General features: G+C 53.8%; 19 protein-coding genes. 2 read left to right on the top strand and 17 right to left on the bottom strand.

What is annotated here, in order from left to right; genetic code table 11:
• Positions 1-34: 34 nt before the first annotated feature.
• The 12 genes from atpG to PAT3040_RS24605 all read right to left on the bottom strand — a co-directional run bounded on the left by atpG (position 35) and on the right by PAT3040_RS24605 (position 10,653).
• Entirely contained in the window at positions 35-895 is an 861-nt protein-coding gene (gene atpG, locus PAT3040_RS24660; protein ID WP_108994774.1) for an ATP synthase F1 subunit gamma, read from the bottom strand.
• 291 nt (positions 896-1,186) lie between these two features.
• The gene (atpA, locus tag PAT3040_RS24655) at positions 1,187-2,692 is read right to left on the bottom strand and encodes a F0F1 ATP synthase subunit alpha (RefSeq protein WP_108994773.1); all 1,506 of its coding nucleotides are present in this window, start codon (positions 2,690-2,692) and stop codon (positions 1,187-1,189) included.
• Positions 2,693-2,717: 25 nt separating this feature from the next.
• A complete protein-coding gene (locus tag PAT3040_RS24650; RefSeq protein ID WP_108994772.1) occupies positions 2,718-3,257 on the bottom strand; it encodes a F0F1 ATP synthase subunit delta in 540 nt (179 codons plus the stop codon).
• Positions 3,254-3,736, bottom strand: coding sequence for a F0F1 ATP synthase subunit B (gene atpF / locus PAT3040_RS24645; RefSeq protein WP_108994771.1), 483 nt, complete (start codon positions 3,734-3,736; stop codon positions 3,254-3,256). The genes PAT3040_RS24650 and atpF overlap by 4 nt, the downstream gene beginning before the upstream one ends.
• 87 nt (positions 3,737-3,823) lie before the next feature.
• Positions 3,824-4,036: a F0F1 ATP synthase subunit C gene (gene atpE, locus PAT3040_RS24640; protein ID WP_028608302.1), complete on the bottom strand. Its 213-nt coding sequence runs from the start codon at positions 4,034-4,036 to the stop codon at positions 3,824-3,826.
• A 109-nt stretch (positions 4,037-4,145) separates the two neighbouring features.
• Positions 4,146-4,931, bottom strand: a complete 786-nt coding sequence (gene atpB, locus PAT3040_RS24635) for a F0F1 ATP synthase subunit A (RefSeq protein ID WP_108994770.1) — start codon at positions 4,929-4,931, stop codon at positions 4,146-4,148.
• A 9-nt stretch (positions 4,932-4,940) separates the two neighbouring features.
• Positions 4,941-5,324 (bottom strand): ATP synthase subunit I, encoded by a 384-nt coding sequence (locus PAT3040_RS24630; RefSeq protein ID WP_108994769.1) that lies wholly within the window; start codon positions 5,322-5,324, stop codon positions 4,941-4,943.
• A complete protein-coding gene (locus PAT3040_RS24625) occupies positions 5,317-5,550 on the bottom strand; it encodes an AtpZ/AtpI family protein (protein WP_087569498.1) in 234 nt (77 codons plus the stop codon). The genes PAT3040_RS24630 and PAT3040_RS24625 overlap by 8 nt, the downstream gene beginning before the upstream one ends.
• Before the next feature lie 192 nt (positions 5,551-5,742).
• Positions 5,743-6,891 (bottom strand): non-hydrolyzing UDP-N-acetylglucosamine 2-epimerase, encoded by a 1,149-nt coding sequence (wecB, locus tag PAT3040_RS24620; RefSeq protein ID WP_087569499.1) that lies wholly within the window; start codon positions 6,889-6,891, stop codon positions 5,743-5,745.
• 254 nt (positions 6,892-7,145) lie between these two features.
• Entirely contained in the window at positions 7,146-7,775 is a 630-nt protein-coding gene (gene upp / locus PAT3040_RS24615; RefSeq protein ID WP_087569500.1) for a uracil phosphoribosyltransferase, read from the bottom strand.
• A 299-nt stretch (positions 7,776-8,074) separates the two neighbouring features.
• Positions 8,075-9,928, bottom strand: a complete 1,854-nt coding sequence (locus tag PAT3040_RS24610) for an FAD-dependent oxidoreductase (protein WP_108994768.1) — start codon at positions 9,926-9,928, stop codon at positions 8,075-8,077.
• Positions 9,925-10,653: a hypothetical protein gene (locus tag PAT3040_RS24605; protein WP_146200536.1), complete on the bottom strand. Its 729-nt coding sequence runs from the start codon at positions 10,651-10,653 to the stop codon at positions 9,925-9,927. The genes PAT3040_RS24610 and PAT3040_RS24605 overlap by 4 nt, the downstream gene beginning before the upstream one ends.
• Positions 10,654-10,800: 147 nt before the next feature.
• Here PAT3040_RS24605 and PAT3040_RS24600 point away from each other — a divergent pair, with 147 nt between their 5' ends.
• The gene (locus PAT3040_RS24600) at positions 10,801-11,607 is read left to right on the top strand and encodes a helix-turn-helix transcriptional regulator (protein WP_108994766.1); all 807 of its coding nucleotides are present in this window, start codon (positions 10,801-10,803) and stop codon (positions 11,605-11,607) included.
• Between the two features lie 102 nt (positions 11,608-11,709).
• Here PAT3040_RS24600 and PAT3040_RS24595 read toward each other — a convergent pair whose 3' ends face one another.
• On the bottom strand, positions 11,710-12,597 hold the full coding sequence (locus PAT3040_RS24595) for a LysR family transcriptional regulator (protein WP_108994765.1): 888 nt from the start codon (positions 12,595-12,597) through the stop codon (positions 11,710-11,712).
• 142 nt (positions 12,598-12,739) lie between these two features.
• Here PAT3040_RS24595 and PAT3040_RS24590 point away from each other — a divergent pair, with 142 nt between their 5' ends.
• Positions 12,740-13,765 carry a YeiH family protein gene (locus PAT3040_RS24590; RefSeq protein ID WP_108994764.1) on the top strand — a complete coding sequence of 342 codons (1,026 nt, stop codon included), beginning with the start codon at positions 12,740-12,742 and terminating at the stop codon, positions 13,763-13,765.
• A gap of 43 nt (positions 13,766-13,808) precedes the next feature.
• Here PAT3040_RS24590 and PAT3040_RS24585 read toward each other — a convergent pair whose 3' ends face one another.
• Genes PAT3040_RS24585 through PAT3040_RS24570 form a run of 4 tightly spaced genes read right to left on the bottom strand, consistent with a single transcriptional unit; the run spans position 13,809 to position 17,975 of the window.
• Complete coding sequence (locus PAT3040_RS24585; RefSeq protein ID WP_181376808.1) at positions 13,809-14,870, bottom strand: acyltransferase family protein; 1,062 nt, start codon at positions 14,868-14,870, stop codon at positions 13,809-13,811.
• On the bottom strand, positions 14,860-15,576 hold the full coding sequence (locus PAT3040_RS24580; RefSeq protein ID WP_258235143.1) for a D-alanyl-D-alanine carboxypeptidase family protein: 717 nt from the start codon (positions 15,574-15,576) through the stop codon (positions 14,860-14,862). Before PAT3040_RS24580 ends, PAT3040_RS24585 begins: the two co-directional genes overlap by 11 nt.
• Positions 15,560-16,882 (bottom strand): alanine racemase, encoded by a 1,323-nt coding sequence (alr, locus tag PAT3040_RS24575; protein ID WP_258235142.1) that lies wholly within the window; start codon positions 16,880-16,882, stop codon positions 15,560-15,562. The genes PAT3040_RS24580 and alr overlap by 17 nt, the downstream gene beginning before the upstream one ends.
• Positions 16,883-16,886: 4 nt before the next feature.
• Positions 16,887-17,975, bottom strand: a complete 1,089-nt coding sequence (locus PAT3040_RS24570; RefSeq protein WP_258235141.1) for a D-alanine--D-alanine ligase family protein — start codon at positions 17,973-17,975, stop codon at positions 16,887-16,889.
• Between the last annotated feature and the right edge of the window lie 188 nt (positions 17,976-18,163).

Raw genomic sequence — 18,163 nt, 5'->3', positions numbered from 1 at the left:
CCTCCTGCTTCCTTCGGTATATGCGAATTATCTATTAAGATTGTGCGTTAGCTCCCGCAACGATCTCGGAAATCTCTTGCGTGATAGCCGCTTGACGCGCACGGTTGTACGTTAGCGTCAACTGGCTGATCATCTTCGTCGCGTTTTTCGTCGCACTGCCCATGGCAGTCATACGCGCGCCGAATTCGGACGCTTTGCCGTCAAGCACGGCGCTGTAGATCAACGTCTCGGCGTACTTCGGCAGAAGCACTTCCAATACGCCTTCCGGCGACGGCTCGTATTCGTAGGTCGATACCTTCGTACCTTCGCTAATCTCCTCGAGAGGAAGCAAGCGCGTTTCCGTCGGAATCTGGGAGATCGCATTGACGAATTTATTGTAGTACAGGTAAAGCTCGTCATACGACCCATCCGCAAACATCTTGACGGCCGACGACGATACCGACTTGATGTCGGCGAACGTCGGGGAATCCGCCAATCCGATTACCTCTTCAACGATTGGCATATTGCGGCGGCGGAAGTAGTCACGGCCTTTGCGCCCGATGACGAACAACGCATATTCGTCCGCGGATTTATGCTTTTGTTGAATGGTCTGAGTCACTTTACGCAAGATATTCGCATTGTAACCGCCAGCCAAACCACGGTCGGAGGTGATAACGAGATAGCCCGTCTTCTTAATCTCGCGGGTTTCCAGCATCGGGTGTTTGACGTCCTTCGTACCAGCCGCGATGCTGGCTACGACTTCCTTCAGCTTGTCCGCGTAAGGACGGGACGCCAGCGCTGCCTGTTGAGCTCTTCTGAGCCTGGAGGCTGCGACCATCTCCATCGCCTTCGTGATCTGCTTCATGTTCTGCTTGCTCTTGATCTCGCGTTTAATATCGCGCATGTTTGTTGCCATTAGGTTTCACCCGCCTTCATGTGCCCCGAATCGGTCCGGAGCGTGGTAAGGGCCTACGCCCGGACCTAATTGCTAAGTCCGAGCGCAGGAGGATCTATTTAACTACCTCTTATAATGAGGTTCAAAAAGTTCGGTTTCCAGCACCGAGAAGATTGAAGGCAGGTAGAAAATGAGGAGCGGAGCATAGCAGCGCTATGTGAGCACCGGAAGTTTCGCCTGCATTCAATATTCGACGTCGACTATGCCTCTTGGCATACTTCGTTATGGGAAGCGGACTTTTTGAATTTCCTCTTAAGCAAAGCTTTTCTTGAAGGCTTGGATCGCTGCTACGAGAGCTTTCTCGTTGTCCGCGACAAGGTCTTTTGTGTCGCGGATGGAAGCGCCGATCTCCGGATGATTGGAATCCAGGAATGCCAGGAATTCACGCTCGAAGCGGCCGATATTTTCGATAGCAACGTCGTCCAGATGGCCTTTAACAGCTGTGTAGATGGACATAACTTGTTTTTCGACCGGCATAGGCACGTTAACGCCTTGCTTGAGAATCTCCATCGTACGCGCACCGCGGTTTAGACGGGCAAGCGTCGATTTGTCGAGGTCGGAGCCGAATTGCGCGAACGCTTGAAGCTCGCGGTATGCCGCAAGGTCCAGACGAAGCGTACCGGCAACCTTTTTCATCGCTTTGATCTGAGCCGATCCACCTACGCGGGATACGGAGATACCAACGTTAACCGCTGGACGTTGACCGGAATAGAACAGGTCGGACTCCAGGAAGATCTGTCCGTCGGTGATCGAGATTACGTTCGTAGGAATGTAAGCCGATACGTCGGAAGCTTGGGTCTCGATGAACGGAAGCGCCGTGATGGAGCCGCCGCCCAGCTTGTCGCTGAGCTTCGCAGCGCGTTCCAGCAAGCGGGAATGCAAGTAGAAGACGTCGCCCGGATAAGCCTCGCGGCCCGGAGGACGGCGAAGCAGCAAGGAAAGCTCGCGGTATGCCGCTGCTTGCTTCGACAAGTCATCGTATACGATCAGGACGTGCTCGCCTTTGTACATGAAGTACTCGGCCATGGATACGCCTGCGTAAGGAGCCAGGAACAGAAGCGGAGCAGGCTCGGAAGCGCTCGCCGTTACGACGATCGTGTAGTCCATAGCGCCGTGGCGGCGAAGGGTTTCCACAACGTTTGCAACAGTGGATTGTTTTTGTCCGATGGCAACGTAGATACATTTAACGCCGTTGCCCTTTTGGTTGATGATCGCGTCGATCGCGATCGCCGTTTTACCCGTTTGACGGTCGCCGATGATAAGCTCACGTTGGCCGCGGCCGATCGGAACCATCGCGTCGATCGCTTTGATGCCCGTTTGCATAGGCTCATGAACGGATTTGCGGTCGATAACGCCCGGTGCAGGGGATTCGATCGCGCGTGTATGAGTCGTGTTCGTAGGTCCTTTGCCGTCCAGCGGTTGACCCAGCGGGTTAACGACGCGGCCCAGCAGCTCGTCGCCTACGGGAACCTCCATGATACGGCCCGTACGCTTCACTTGGTCGCCTTCGCGGATATCCGTGTAAGGACCGAGGATAACGACGCCGACATTGGACTCCTCCAGGTTGAGGGCCATGCCGACTACGCCGTTCGCGAATTCGAGCAGCTCGCCTTGCATCGCGTTCTCAAGGCCGTGTACGCGGGCGATACCGTCACCGACGTTGATGACCGTGCCGACATCCACGACTTGAATCTCGGATTTATATTGTTCGATCTGTTGTTTAATCAGCGTGCTGATTTCATCAGGTCTGATACTCAATTCGTTCACCCCTATCTACAGTGCTTTAGAATTTAAACGTTTTTTGTAAACGATCCAGCTTGCCGGACAGGCTTCCGTCGTACAGGCGGTCGCCGATACGAACCTGGATGCCGCCGAGCAGCGATGGATCGACCGATTGCTCAGCTATGATCTTTTTGCCCGTGATGGAGCCGAATTCGGCCACGACACCGGCAAGCTCCGCCTCGGACAGCTCGCGAGCGGCATACACCGTCGCCTGGGCTTGTCCGAGCACTTCGCCCGCGATCTTAACGAACGCTTCGTGTACGTTCGCAATGATGGACTGGCGTCCACGGGATATCATAAGTTGAAGCGTATTAAGGACCAGCACCGAGATGCGGTCGCCAAATGCAGACTTCAATACCGCAAGTTTGGCTGCGGGATCCACGCTCGGCAAAGAAAGAAACTTGCCGATTTGCTCATCCTGCTTCAGAGCGTCGGCGATCAGCTTTAGCTGCGCTTCCACTTCCGAAACGACGCCTTCGGCGGAAGCGAGCTCAAACAACGCTTTAGCGTAGCGCTTCGCTACGACCGTGTCGCGGCTCATTTGCTTCCTACCTCTTTCAGGTATTGGTTAACGATCTGCTCTTGCGACTTCTCGTCAACCTGCTTCTCGATAATCTTCGACGCGATTTGCACGGAGATGCCGCCCACTTCGGAACGAAGCGCAGCGATCGCCTTGTTTTTCTCGCTTTCGATATCTTTTAGCGCGTTATCTTTCAGTCTGTCAGCTTCAGTCTTCGCAGATTGAACGATATCGTCCGCCTGCTTCGTGCTTGTCGTTCTTGCTTGCTCCAGAATCGCATAGGCTTCTTGCCTTGCCTGGTCCAGTGCAGCCTTTTGCTCAGCCATCGACGCTTCCGCTTGCTTACGGCTGGATTCCGCAGAATTCATCTGCTCAAGAATGAGCTGTCTGCGTTTCTCCATAATCCCAAACAACGGACCGAATGCCCACTTATTCAAAGCCCAATACAATATAAGAAAAGCCACGATCGTAATTATTGTATTAGTAGGTTCGAAACTCATAGCCGCACTCCTTCCTGTTTCATAAAGGTTCTGTAGTCAAAACAAAGGCGAAGAGGGCTAGGCCTTCCCCGCCGGGTACGATTCTTATTAGCTGAAGAACGCCAAGAAACCGATAACTACGCCGATGATTGGAACAACCTCGACGATACCGGCACCGATAAACATGGTTGTTTGAAGCGCCGCTTTTTGTTCTGGCTGACGAGCGATACCTTCAACCGTTTTACTTACGATCATACCGTTACCAATACCAGCGCCGATCGCGCCCAAACCAACTGCAATTGCTGCTGCCAATACTTCCATTTGAAAAATCCTCCTCGTTTTGAGTAATCATATTTGTTAATGTATATATAACCTTGGATTACAGAACGGATGTGTTGCCGCATTCCAAAGCTTGTTGCTGTTGCGGCCGTTAATGTTTGGCTGCTGCTGCTTCGACATGCTCATCATCATCATGAACGGTCGCTTGCGAGATATAAACCATGGTAAGAACCGTGAACAGGAACGCTTGAATGGCGCCGACGAAAATACTGAAGCCTTGCCAAGCGATCATGAACGGAATACCCGCGAATCCCATCATCAAGATGGTCGAAATAAGAACCTCGCCTGCATAAATGTTGGCGTAAAGACGAAGTGCCAACGTAAGCGGCTTGGCGATTGTCTCGATAATGTTGACTGGGAAGAACACCGGATACGGGTGGAAATAATGGTGCAGGTAATGCTTTCTATTCAATTTCAGACCCAGGAAATGGACGAGCACGAACACAACAAGTGCGAGGCCCGCGGTTACTGCCAGATCGGCCGTAGGCGATTTCCACCAAGCGATGTGGGCAGCGCCTCCATGACTGTCGAGATACGCCTGATCAATCCCTAGCCATTTGATAGGTTCATGAGCATCCGTAACCACCATGAAAGGCAATCCCAACAAGTTAGAGATGAAAATGAACATGATCAGGGTCATGCCTAACGCCAGATAAGGTCTGACTTTGTGAACCGGCATTGAGCTTGCGATCGTGCCGTGCATGAAGTCGACGGCCCATTCCATAAAATTTTGCATTTTGGATGGCTTGTCCACCGATAGGTTCCGAACCGCAAGTCTTGCTACAACGAAGGTGATCACGCAAGAGACAAGAATTGCAATGATCGCCGCCAAATCGAAATCAATGCCAAAAACGTTCACGATAGGAAATAAATGCATAGTACTGTATCACCCCTTTCCGCTGCTGTTTTCCTTAATCGTCTGAGCAATGGCCGCCGCCAGTAGCAGGAACGGCATAACCATGCTGCCCGCGAGTGCTGCCGGCAAGTTCATTACATCGGGATTCTTCAAGGCATACATAGCCAGGAGCAGTACCATCGCAATTCGGCTGCCGAATCCCATCCCCTTACGCTTGCTGCCCTCCCGCAATGCTGCATCCGCTATCATTCCTACTCTGCGCTTCAAAAAAAACGCATTCATAGCGCTGACTGAAAGCCCCGCCGCTATGCCTAACATTATAGGCTTAACCGAGGGGATGAATGCCCATACAATCAAACATGTCGACAGCAGGTAGATCAACCATCGAAATGCCGATTTCAACATATTATCCATCGAAACCCTTCATCACCTTTCTGACGATCAGAATGGCTGAAAGGATACCGACAGCCAGACCGACGAACAGTCCGGAGACCGTCCAGGCTTTCGGATCGCCCAAGCGTTCCCCAGCCATGGAGCCTAGCCAATAGCCCAAAAACAAGCAAACGCCAACATCCACGCCAATAGCCCCGACCATCGCCGCGGCCTTCCATGGATTGTCTTGATTGCCATTCTGGTTCATATCGCCACAACCCCTGTCAATCCTCATTTATTTTATCCAAGCGCCGCAAGGTTTGTCAATGAAAACAGCGGCGTTTTTTGCGCGGAAGGAATTGGAGAAACCCTTATAGAATGTGGGTTCCCCCGTCCTCGCAACCGTACAGTACTACTGTATGCTGTATATTTCGCACTCGGGAGCAGGGAGCCATGACAACTATGAACTTTGTGTGAACGGATCCGGCCGATTTGGATTTCTCCCAAAATGATGCAGGATCGCATCCACGATTCTTTCGGAAGCCTTTCCGTCGCCGTAAGGATTCGCCGATTGGCTCATCCGGCAATACAGGGAAGTGTCGTTAAGCAAGGCGTTCGCACGTTCGTATACGCGCTCTTCGTCGGTGCCTACCAACTCCAGCGTGCCGGCCTGTATTCCTTCCGGACGCTCCGTCGTGTCGCGCAGCACCAGCGTAGGGACTCCGAAGGATGGCGCCTCCTCCTGCATGCCGCCGGAATCCGTCATGATCATGTAGGCGTGAGGATAAATATTATGGAATTCGAACACGTCAAGCGGCTCGATCAGACGAACGCGCGGGTGGTCGCCGAGTATTTCGCGAGCCGGCTCCCTTACCGCCGGATTCGGGTGTACGGCATAGACGATCGCGACGTCCTCGTGCTCGTCGGCAATGCGCTTTACCGCACGGAAGATGTTGCGATGCGGCTCGCCCAGCGATTCGCGCCGGTGCGCCGTCATCAGAATCATCCGTTTGCCCCGGGCCCACTCGATGACGGGATGCGTAAAGGAATCGTCTACCGTGTATTGAAATACATCGGTCGCCGTGTTACCCGTAATATAGATCGTCTCTTCCGACTTGTTCTCCTTGCGAAGATTGTTCGCCGACCAATCCGTCGGAGCGAAATGTATGTCGGACAGAACGCCGGCGAGCTGCCGGTTCATCTCTTCCGGATACGGCGACATCTTGTTCCACGTCCGGAGGCCCGCCTCGACGTGCCCGACCTTGATCTGCTTCAGGAAAGCCGCATAGCTGGCCAGAAACGTCGTCTGCGTGTCGCCATGGACGAGCACGATATCCGGCTTCGCCTCGGCAAGGACGGGCTCAAGCCCCTCCAGCACGCGTACGGTCGTCTCCGTCAGCGTCTGGCGCTCCTTCATCACGTTGAGGTCGTAGTTTGGCTCGATCTCGAAAAATTCCAGCACCTGATCCAGCATCTGGCGGTGCTGCGCCGTTACGCACACCATCGAGACGATGTCGCGGTCCCGTTTCTGCAGCTCCAGCACGAGCGGAGCCATCTTTACGGCTTCAGGCCTGGTTCCAAATATAGTCATTACCTTAATCTTAGACAATACATCCCACTCCCAATAAAGGTAGTTCAAAAAATCCACTTTTGATCACGAAGCCCGCTCATGAAGCTTACTCGACGTCGAATCTTGAACTCAGCCGGCACTAAGCATATGCTTACGAAGTATGTTTCCTCCGGAAACATTGCAGGTGCTCACATAGCTCTGCTATGCTCCGCTCCTCAGTCCTCGGCTTCGTCCAACCTTCTCGGTGCTGAAAAGCAGATTTTTTGAACTTCTATTTGTATTACAACCTTATTTTAATTGGTGCCGAACATGCGGTCGCCTGCGTCGCCGAGGCCCGGGACGATGTAGCCCTTCTCGTCCAGACGTTCGTCCAGTGCCGCTATGTATACGTCAACGTCCGGATGCGCATCCTGGAACGCCTTGACGCCTTCAGGCGCGGCGATGAGGCACATCAGCTTGATCTGGTCGCAGCCTCGCTGCTTGAGCGACTGCACGGCCGCGATCGCGGAGCCGCCGGTAGCCAGCATGGGATCGATGACAATCAGCAGCCGGTTCGGCGCGTCTGTCGGCAGATTTATATAATATTCCTTTGGTTGCAGCGTTTCGTGGTCTCTTGCCAATCCGATATGCCCCACTTTGGCGGACGGAATTAGCTTAAGAATGCCGTCGACCATGCCGAGACCCGCTCTCAGGATCGGAATTAAACCCAGCATGCGGCCCGATACGACCTTCGCCACCGTCTCCGCCACAGGCGTTTGCACTTTAATGGTGTCGAGCGGAATTTCGCGCGTAATTTCGTAGGCCATCAAAGTCGCCACTTCATCGACAAGCTCCCGGAAGTCCTTCGTATTCGTTTCCTTGTTGCGGATGAAAGTCAGCTTGTGCTGGATCAAGGGGTGATCACAAATTACCAATTTGCTCATGGAGCATAATTCCTCCTACATTTCCTTATGCCTTCTATTGTGGCAATGAAGCCTCGCCTTTATCACGCTCACAATCCCATATATTATAGCACTGTACTTTGGGCCTTGCATCTAGGTCGGAAAAATAAAAAAACATGCCCGGTCCACAGGCCGCCATACCTGCATGGGAGGGAAGGGTCGCCGCCAAAGCTCGCCACGAAAAAAGCCGCCCGGGCAGGTGGTTACCCGACAGGCGGCTCTTCTTAATGGGGCCCATGCCGCTTGCGCACAGGCTGCTTGCTATTCGAAAGCGGCTATTGCTAGCCTCTGCAAAAGTTTAACGCGTAATGGCGAATATTGGCCATCGTATCGTATTCGAACGTCCCTTCAGGCAAAGAGGTTGTGCGGCGAATATGGCGTTCATCGGCAAACGCTTCCGCCAACGTCGACTTGATCGAAGCTTCATGCTCTGCGTGCTGCTCCGCTATCCGAATGAGCGCGACAGCCGCATGAGACATCAGCTGGAAATACAATTCGTTGAATTCCTTGCACGTATTCAGCTTATAGGACGGTTCCTTGATGACACGGTAAAGCGGGCGCCCGTATTCCTCCTCATCCGTCAGCATTTGCGACAATAGAGGCACGCTTGCCGCGTCCGCCAATCGTCCCAGCAAATAAACGGCGATGACGCTGCGGAATTGATTCGTTCGGCGGCAGTCCTTGAAGTATAATGCATCACGCCGCTCTACCATTTCCCGCAGAACCGGAGCGGCTGCAGGATCTCCTGTCAGAGCCAATGCAATCGCGGCGCCATAGCGAAGCTCGACGTCCCGGTCTGTCAACCAAGCGATGAGATGCGGAGCAATGGAACGGCCAAGCAGCTTGCAGGAATAGATAGCTACGCCCGGCATTTCACTGGCCAACGCCTCGCGAATGTCGGCCGGATCGTTCATCCACTCTATGGTTTCCCGTCGGAAGGAATCATCGAACATGACGCCCCGGTTATGTTCGTCCGTCAATGCGCCGCTCGCCCGCAAGATGTCGCGAACCTCCTCATAAGGCACCTGACTGACATCCACCCCGCTCCGGGCCGCCAATGCAGCCAGAACGCCGGCGCTTTCTCCGCATTTCTGCATATCGCGCTGCATCCGAAGCAGACTGGCAACTTCGTGGTCCATACCTATGTGACGACCTGCAGCCAGCAGCCCTTTGATTCCTTTTGGCGTCATGGTGCGCCGCGTGACAGGAACCGAAAAACACGCCGTGCTCAGGTTGGCTGCCACATACAAGTCCTGCAGCTCGATACTTTCGAGAGCATGGTCCTTGCCGTGTTTGTCGAAATCCGCATAGCCGTAGAACAGCGTTTCCGCTTCGGGGCGACCGGCCAGGACATCCTGAATCGTGATCATTTGTTCGGCCTCGATAATCCTGCCTTCGCGAATTCCGATAAAAGGCGCAAAGAACAACACGCGCTTAGAAGCATCTTCGAACACTGCCAGCTGCTGGCTGGCATGGGCCTGCATAATGCCGCGCGACAATTCGAACGGGTCGTACTGATTGACGTAACCGCTGTCGTGGTTGGTGCGGCTGATCGAACCATGCGCGGTCAGCCAAACCTTGACGCTGGTAAAGGGCATCGTTCTCCCATCGGATTCGCGCCCGCTGCGCGTGGCGCTGCCGGCCATCATCGATACGACCGCATCCGCCGTCGCGTCGATGAGCGTCTGACAGCTGACCAGCCACTGTCTGCCTTCCGACCACAAGGAAACTCCTTTGACGGTATCGCCTTCCATGAATACGCCTGTTACTACCGTATTTAGCGCAAGCGATGCGCCATGTTTGGTGATCATGTCCTCCATAATCGTTTTCTTGGCCTCTACCCGATCAAGAAAGTGCTCCCTGCCCATCTTCCCGGCCGCTTCGTCGATGTCCACATGCAACCCGCCGGGCAAACCGTAGTAATACCCCGATACATACCCCATCGTCCCCATGCCGCCGATGCCGGGCAATCGATCGATCCCAAGCACGCTCGCTCCCTGGGCCGAGGCCGCAATGACCGCCAATGCGCCGGCTGTTCCCACGCCTGCCACGAGAACATCAACATGCCGCGCGAAGGCAGGCTGTTCCACTTCAGCCTCTCTGACTAATCCTTCCTCCATATATCGATGTCTCATTCCGTTATCCAGCTCCTTCCCAGTTCAACGCCCGCCTGCAAGCTCTCTTCCGGCTCCGCATAGGCCTCCGCCGGCAAGTACATATAACCTTCCGCCAATTGTGCCGGACGATCGCCCGTCCATTGATCGAAGACATGCGCGATCGAGGCGATACGCCAGGACGCAAGCTCTTCGGGACGCAGAGTCCAGCGATTTACCAAGCGGTGGCGTGCCTGGTCCAACGTCCAGGAGGGTTCGCATTCCAGCTTTAATATAGCCGTACGATAGGCATGCGTCTGCTCTTCCGCCACCAGCTTCATGCCGCTCCACTGGACAGCGGGCTGCTCTGCTCCTTGCGGCTGGATGATTACCGCGTTAAGCGTCTTGACGACCTGCTTCCCGCTTCGCTCCAGCGTCGTATCCACCAATCGTTCCGTCCTGACCGTCTGATAGCCGCCCGAACCATGCAACCTCAGCACAAAACCTGAATGGTCCGTCTCAATGGAAATCGTGCGGGCGCCCAGCAATACATCGGCCTGCAAGTCAAGAAACTGTTTGTTGTAGGCGGCTCCCCGTGTATATACGCCAGGCTGCTTGTAGCTGTTTACAACATCATAGGCCACCATCTCCGTCGCGTTGACAATCAGCGTCTTCTTCCGGCGCTGCACGGCCTGGGCCAAACCAAGTCCTGTCGTTGTCGCGCCCAGAATAACAAGATCATAGTTCACCATTACTCCTCCATTCATCCTCATCTGACTGTATGCTTTTTTGCAGCCAAACGATATTGCATGTTAATCTAAGCTTATCAAATCAAGGGGAATTCTCTTCTCCTTTTTTGTTCAATATCTCTCCTTTTTTGAATTTGCAATTTCGAGACCCGGAGGTGCGTTCTTGTGGATATCCATACGTTAACGGTGCGTCGCCAAACCTTTCAAAATGCTAACAAGTCGAATAAACCTTATGTCTCGCATTGCTTCAAGGCGGTTTGGGTGCAGCAAGGAGAGGCGGTCTGGAACATCGCAGGACATCGAAGTTCCATCCGGAGGAACGATGTGGTATTGCTCAATAACGAAGAGAAACGCCGACTCGAAGAGATCGGCGTTAAAGAGGATTTGATTTTTCTGGTTATAGAGCTGGAACCGCGCTACTTGTACGACGTCGGGCTGCTCGCTTTATTTACGCAGCGCAGCCTTGGCTACGCTCATCGCATCATCCATGCCGATTCGACATTGGTGGAGCTGCTGCAGAAAATCGACCAAGAGGAGCAATCGCGAAGAGCTTATAACAAGGTTATGATTGCGGCCCATGTGACAGAGCTTTTGACGCATATTGCGCGAAAGGAGTCCGTAGCGCCGGCCCAGGCTACTCGCATCCCGCCCTGGATGGGCGCTGTCCTTGCCTACATCGAGCATGCCTACGACCGTAAAATCACGCTTGCCGAATTGGCCGCGATCGCGCATATGAATACCAGCGCCTTCTCTAAGGCATTCACGAAAGCCAACGGAATTGGACCGTCTCAATATTTGAAACACAAGCGGATCGGGCACGCCATCTCCCGTTTGGAAGAAACCGACCTAACCGTGGTCGCCATCGCGCTGGATTGCGGATATTCGAATATCGCCAACTTCTACAAAGCTTTTCACAGCTGGACCGGACAAACGCCCAGCGACTATCGCAGCGGACAGCATACAAGAGTCTGAGCAAGACGGAACCAGAATGTCATCAGCGGGGAAGACGGCGAGGCGGTTCCAGACAGAAGGCCGACGCCATTTCTTTTTGCATTTTCAGTTCTCTGTCAATCTTTATTTCCGACTTATTCCTTGCAGTTTTTGCGTAAATACATCAATGGCCATTGTCGTTATCGAATCCTTCATCCGTATCCATGAAAAATTTCGTTCAAGATGAATGTCATTCAGAGGAATTTCAATAAGGTATCCTGCTTCCAAATCTCGCTGAGCAACCCGTCGTGATAAGAGCGCAATCCCCAAACCAGCGGCAACGGCTTCCTTTACCCCTTGACCACTATTGAAAACATAAGAACGCTTGACATGAAGCTCGTTTTCATTAATAAATTGATCGCTGAAAGCTCGTGTCCCGGAACCGTTCTCGCGTAGTATCCATGTTTGATGGTGTAAAAATTCGGGCTCTGTATTAGGCAAACGGGTCAACGGATGTCCCGCAGCGGCTACAATAATTAATTCATCCCTCATAAAGGGGGTAACCAGCAGATCGGTTGTCGGAACCCGCCCTTCAACAAGACCGATATCCATCCTATTCTCCCGAATCGCACGAATGATTTCTTCCGTATTGCCGATCGTCAGACTCATCTCGACTTGGGGATATTGCTCCGCAAAATCCGCAAACAAGCGAGGCACGATATATTCTCCAATCGTGAAACTTGCGCCGATCAACAACGAACCAGTCACCGTATCCTGAAGCCTTTGGATGTCGAACTTAGCAGCCTCATAAGAGGCCAGTATCGCCTTCGCTCGCTTATATAAAAGCTCCCCTGCTTCAGTCAGTTTGACCTGCTTAGGAGAGCGATGCATGAGTTTGGTCCCGAATTCATTCTCTAAATTCCGAATATGTAGACTGACGCCCGGTTGGGACAAATTCAACATCTCGGCCGCTCGAGAGAAATTACTCTGCTCTGCCACTGCGACAAATACCCGAAGAGTCTCTACGATCATTGACAAGGCTCCTAATCATTAGTTTTTCTCATGATATAGATAGCAGATCCGTATTTCCCATCCCATCACCGAGTCCGTATAGTGAAGTCAAAGACATTGACGATGACAATGACAATGACGAAACAATATGGGGGAAGACAACATGAATCAAGCATATGCCACGCTGATGAAAAAGAAAAGCAACATAGACTTTAAGTCAGGTATTGCAATGACATTAGGACTTGCGCTAATAGCAAAGTATTTATCACATTTTCCGTTTTTAAGCATTATGGGCGAATTGGTAATCGCCTTGCTGCTAGGTATGGGATGGAGAGCGTTAATCGGTATACCGAGACAGGCAATGACGGGCATTAAATTCTCCAGTACAAGGCTGCTGCGTTACGGCCTCATTCTGTTAGGAATGAGGCTAAACCTCGCAGATATTGCCCATACCGGTCCCAAAGTGCTAACCATAGCTGTTATCGCAATAACCTTTACGCTCTTTACAGTGTATGGCATCACCAGGCTCTTTAAGGTCGAAAAGCGGCTAGGCATTTTGACTGCGTGTGGTACAGCGATTTGCGGCGCTGCGGCCGTCGTCGCCATATCTCCCCAAATTAAAGCCAATGGTGATGAAACAGCCGTTGGCGCAGCTACTGTAGCCATTCTTGGTACGATTTTCACATTGTTGTATACCATGTTATACCCTGTTCTTGGATTATCCAATGCACAATACGGAATCTTTTCGGGAGCCACGTTGCATGAAGTTGCTCATGTCATAGCTGCGGCATCCCCTGGCGGCAACGAGGCAGTAGATATAGCCGTTATGGTCAAATTAACACGGGTGGCCATGCTCGTACCTGTGGCCATCATAATCGGTGCTTGGACTAACAAGACGCAACGCAAAGAAGAAGGGAAACTAGAAAAAGCAAGTTGGAGATCTATTCCGATTCCTTGGTTTATCTTTGGATTTCTGGCTATGAGCGGCGTTAACACACTCGGCATTATTCCTGCCAGCATCGCAAATCAGGTTGTGCTTGCAGCCTATTTACTGATTGCGATGGCTATGGCAGGCTTAGGTCTCAACGTTGATATTAAAACCCTCCGCCGTTTGGGAGTCAAACCATTCGCGGCAGGCCTGATCGGTTCGTTGTTATTATCGGGTTTAGGATTTATGCTCGTTGCGTAACCATGTTATACATGATGCGCGTCGATCCGCAACAGCCCGCTCTTTATGCGGGAATCGCCGGTTGACTTTGCTGCCGACGCGCTCGTTTGCGCCGCTCGGTCAGCAGCGAAACGGCAAGCGCAGCCGCGATGGATACCGCGCACACGGACGCATAATGCAATAACGAATGGCTGACCAGCCAAGCGTCAAGCCCCGTCGCGCCCGCGATTCCGCGGACGATGACGATCGCTGCAGGGTGCAGGAGGTAGATCCACTGGCTGAGGGAGCCCGCTAGAGGGCTTACGCGAATTCTCCATCTAAGCGCCAACAGAAAAAGCGCGCACACCGCTGGAATCAGCAGGATGTACATGCTGTCATGCCGCGGCCAGTCTGCCGCTCGCAGCGCGATCCCCTCCCCGAATAAGCCGGCCAATGACAGAAGGAACAGCGCCAGCAGCACAGACCCGCGAGGCGTGCGCTCGGGACGCCTAGCCACCCATAACCCAAGCGCTATAAACACGGGAGCGAAGAACAAGCCGTTGCGCGTGTAATCGAACCATAGAAACATCCAGTCAAAGACGCCTTCAAGCACGTCTGACCGAACAGCCAGTCCGTAATAGCTGTCACCTAGCAGACCGATTGCATAGAACACGGTAGTGACGCCCAGAACCCCGTTAACCGACATTTTTTTATGAAGGTAATAGACGAGATGGATGCCCAGCCATAACGCCGGCAAGTACCAGAGATGATAGAACGTGCCGTCGACCAACAGATCCCTTAGCAACCCTCCGGCCGTGACGCTCCCGGCGAAATCGCCTTTGTATACGTTAAGCGGCAGGTAGATGACGATGGCAATGGCATACAGCATCGCGATTTTGCCGCCATATTTGCGCAGCGCCCGTTCATCCTTCCGCGGTCTGCCTGTCAGCTTGCGGAAGAACAGAAAACCCGATGCCAGGAAAAATAACGGAACCGCCAATCGGCCTAACACGCCCGTCACCAGAAAATCAGCGTATTCCCCGTAAGTGAGCAACGGTCCCGTATGGATCGCGACGACCAGGAACGCCGCCGCGAGCTTGACGGCATCGACGCCCCCGTAACGCCCTCCGGCGGCATTAGATCTCATGGCCGTCTCCATAATAGACCGTCACGATGAAGCCGTCGGCATTGTTGCCCGATATCCTATACGCGTCGCAGGCCGGAATCGGGACGGGAGTGTCTCCATCGCGATGAGCGACCACGTAATAACTCTCCGCCCTCCAGCTGTCTCCCGCATGCTCGAGCCGTTTTCCTGCGTAAGAGAAATCTCTCAAATAAGCGATGTATTCCTCGAGGCACATGTTTAGACTCTCCATGCATGCCGCATGAGGAACGCCGACATAACGGAAATGCCACGGCTCGCACGCAATGCCCGTCAGCTCTTCTTTGCCTTCCTTATAACGCTGGATAAAACCATAGGATGCCGCCAACGTCTTAAAGACGGCGCAGGCGCCATGATCCGGGAAGGAAGGCGCGATGAAATCCAGCTCTCCCGAGGTCTTCTCCCCCACGTCTACGGCCAGTCCCGTCTGATGCTCGCTGCAACCTGGCAAAGCCACATAGTTCGCCGTGAACACAGGCCCGTTCTCCGCAAGCGAACCATTATAGATCGCCTTTTGCTCCTCCATCGTTCGGTAACCGCTGACGACGACGATATCATCCAAAGCGCCGGCAGCGCGAACAAGTTTCCCTAGTTGGCCCAAACATTCCATTTCCAACGCGATTTCCTCTTCAAGCACATGAAGAGGGGTGTCTGCGACGTCCTTCAGGACGGGATTATGGAAGTCCCGCACAGGATGCTCCCGGTTGACGAGCGCCAGCTGTCCGCCATAGACGGCCTCTCTGCCAAGCCTTCTGATCCTTTCTCCCTTTTGCTTCGCCGCGCCTGGCCGAAGCGCCGCCTGCGGCACACTCGCCCGCAAAGGCTTTGCCGCTCTCGTTTCTTCTATATATTCGGTTCTCGAACTTTGCATCCTCACGTTCAGGTTCCTCCAATCGCGTATAGATACGTTCTACTCGCCCGGTTAACGACGTCGAGATTTCCTGCGGAACGCTCCCGAGGAAACCGGCAAGCTCCGCGAAGGTGATGACTTCATCCCCTTGCCGCCCGATCAAAATGACCTCCGCTCCCTGCTCGCAATGCCCGGGGAGCTTGACCATAAGCTGGTCCATGCATATTTTGCCGACTACAGGCACCCGCTTGCCTTCCACCAGCATCTCCGAGCCCCGCAAACTTTGGGACCAGCCGTCGGCATACCCGATCGGCACTGTGCCGATCCACTCGTCCCCTTCGGCGATGTAGGAGTTGTCGTATCCGATGCATTCGCCTTTACGCAGCAGCTTCACTTGAAGCAAGGTGCTCCTAAGCTTCATGGCGGGTCTTAGCGATACCGACCTCACCAGCTTCTCCGGGTAAAAGCCGAACATCGCCGCTCCGATCCGCACCATGTCCATGGCGAGCCCGGGGAACCGCAGCGCGGCCGCGCTGCCCGCGCAGTGATATTGCGACACCTCGACGCCGGATGCTTTGACCCATGCCTTCATCTCCAGGAACGTCCTGTACTGCCGCTCCAGAAAGCCTGTATCCGCTTGTCCCGCCGTGGCGAAATGCGTATAAAACCCTGCGACCTCCACGTCCTCCGCTTTCAGCCAAGGAACGAGCGCCTCCCATTCCTCCCGAGTTCTGAGTCCGATCCTTCCGAGTCCGGTATCCGCCTTTACATGGACCTGAAGCTTGGCGAGGCAGGAGGAGGGGCGATAAGGGGCCATGCGTCGGAACCAGTCCGCCTCCGTTACGGTAACCATCAGCTCATGCTCAAGCGCAAACATCACTTCGGCAGGATGGATCGGCGTCAATATAAGGATGGGAAGGGCGATGCCCTTCACCCGCAGCTCCAACGCCTCGTCCAAATAAGCGACCGCCAGCATATCCGCTCCGCCCCGTTCGGCCATCGCGGCCGACTCCGCGCTGCCATGGCCATATCCTCCCGCTTTTACCACGGCCATCAACTTAACGCCTGCGGGCAGCGAGGCTTTGATGTCCCCGATATTGTCTCTTATGGCTCTTAAGTCCACTTGCGCAACCGTATCCCTGTACATGTCCTCACCTCGTATAACGAATGGTCCCCTTGTCCGCATGTCTCATGAACGCGTAATCGATCAGCTTCCCGATCAGCTCGGCATAGGTCGTGCCGTCCGTCCTCTCCCACATAACGGGATACATGCTGGTGCCCGTGAAGCCGGGAAGCGCGTTAATTTCGTTGCAATAAAGCTCTCCGTCCGCATCCAGGAAAAAGTCCACTCTCGCAAGACCGGAGCAGCACAGCGCCCGATAAGCCTGCAGCGCCAGCTCCCGAATCCGGGCCGTCACGCCTTCCGGCAGCGAAGCAGGGATGGACATGACCAGCTCCTTGTCCATATATTTCGATTCGAAGTCGAAGAAAGTATGGCGATGAATGAATTCGCCCGGCAGCGAGACGATCGGACGATCGTTGCCCATAACCGCCACCTGAATTTCGCGCCCCCTTATCTCCCGTTCGATGACAAGCTTACGGTCATAACGGAAAGCTTCCTCGATGCCCTCCGCAAGCTCCCGGACATCCTGGCACCGGCTGATGCCGATGCTGGAGCCAAGCGTTGCCGGCTTCACGTAACACGGCAGCCCCAGCTCCCGCTCCGCCTTCTCTATCAGCGCCGGACCTTTCTCCAGCCACTCTTCCAGACTAAAGGAGATGTACCGCGTCTGACCGATCCCCGCTTGATCCAGGAGACGCTTGGCTACGTCCTTGTCGAGCGTCGCCGCCGCCCCAAGCACGCCGTTGCCGACGTACGGCATATCCAGCAGCTCCAGCAGTCCTTGAACGGTACCGTCTTCGCCGTAAGAGCCGTGCAGCAGCGGCAGCGCGACCCTTTTGCCGGGGATGGAGAAATAATGAAGCAACACGCCTCCGATGGATGCTGCGGCGTTTCCCGCCCTATCGTTGCCGCCCAAAGACGCAAGCTCGTCCATGGAGCCCGGCTTCTGCTTCTGCAGGCCGTCGCAGCACCAGACTCCCTCGCGGGTTATATAGACGGGGTACACATCGTAAGTCTCCCGATCAATCGCATTTAATACCGTGAACGCCGTTCTCAGCGACACCTCGTGTTCGACAGATTTGCCGCCGTACAGCACGAACAGATTTATTTTCATCATTGCAGCCTCCTCAAGGGAATGGAACATCTTCCACTAACGATAAACCTCAATCATTAAAAGGATTGAAAGCAAATCATAAAAAAAGCTTAAGCTTAACTTAACGTTAACGAAGCCTGATACATAACTAGGGCGTGTCTGAATACTCCGAGGGGAGCAGATTTTGCCGAATTTTCGTTCCATGCAAGGAA

Origin of the sequence: Paenibacillus agaridevorans (assembly GCF_003112455.1) — a bacterium.
Lineage (GTDB): Bacteria > Bacillota > Bacilli > Paenibacillales > Paenibacillaceae > Pristimantibacillus > Pristimantibacillus agaridevorans.
Note: the sequence above shows the minus strand (reverse complement) of the source record. Positions and strands in the feature narration are given on the sequence as shown.

What these genes read in the sequence shown, in the direction of transcription:
- atpG (WP_108994774.1), bottom strand. Translation starts at nt 895, where the DNA reads ATGGCAACAAACATGCGCGATATTAAACGCGAGATCAAGAGCAAGCAG.
- PAT3040_RS24650 (WP_108994772.1), bottom strand. Translation starts at nt 3,257, where the DNA reads ATGAGCCGCGACACGGTCGTAGCGAAGCGCTACGCTAAAGCGTTGTTT.
- atpF (WP_108994771.1), bottom strand. Translation starts at nt 3,736, where the DNA reads ATGAGTTTCGAACCTACTAATACAATAATTACGATCGTGGCTTTTCTT.
- atpE (WP_028608302.1), bottom strand. Translation starts at nt 4,036, where the DNA reads ATGGAAGTATTGGCAGCAGCAATTGCAGTTGGTTTGGGCGCGATCGGC.
- atpB (WP_108994770.1), bottom strand. Translation starts at nt 4,931, where the DNA reads ATGCATTTATTTCCTATCGTGAACGTTTTTGGCATTGATTTCGATTTG.
- PAT3040_RS24630 (WP_108994769.1), bottom strand. Translation starts at nt 5,324, where the DNA reads ATGGATAATATGTTGAAATCGGCATTTCGATGGTTGATCTACCTGCTG.
- PAT3040_RS24625 (WP_087569498.1), bottom strand. Translation starts at nt 5,550, where the DNA reads ATGAACCAGAATGGCAATCAAGACAATCCATGGAAGGCCGCGGCGATG.
- upp (WP_087569500.1), bottom strand. Translation starts at nt 7,775, where the DNA reads ATGAGCAAATTGGTAATTTGTGATCACCCCTTGATCCAGCACAAGCTG.
- PAT3040_RS24610 (WP_108994768.1), bottom strand. Translation starts at nt 9,928, where the DNA reads ATGAGACATCGATATATGGAGGAAGGATTAGTCAGAGAGGCTGAAGTG.
- PAT3040_RS24605 (WP_146200536.1), bottom strand. Translation starts at nt 10,653, where the DNA reads ATGAATGGAGGAGTAATGGTGAACTATGATCTTGTTATTCTGGGCGCG.
- PAT3040_RS24595 (WP_108994765.1), bottom strand. Translation starts at nt 12,597, where the DNA reads ATGATCGTAGAGACTCTTCGGGTATTTGTCGCAGTGGCAGAGCAGAGT.
- PAT3040_RS24590 (WP_108994764.1), top strand. Translation starts at nt 12,740, where the DNA reads ATGAATCAAGCATATGCCACGCTGATGAAAAAGAAAAGCAACATAGAC.
- PAT3040_RS24585 (WP_181376808.1), bottom strand. Translation starts at nt 14,870, where the DNA reads ATGAGATCTAATGCCGCCGGAGGGCGTTACGGGGGCGTCGATGCCGTC.
- alr (WP_258235142.1), bottom strand. Translation starts at nt 16,882, where the DNA reads ATGTACAGGGATACGGTTGCGCAAGTGGACTTAAGAGCCATAAGAGAC.
- PAT3040_RS24570 (WP_258235141.1), bottom strand. Translation starts at nt 17,975, where the DNA reads ATGATGAAAATAAATCTGTTCGTGCTGTACGGCGGCAAATCTGTCGAA.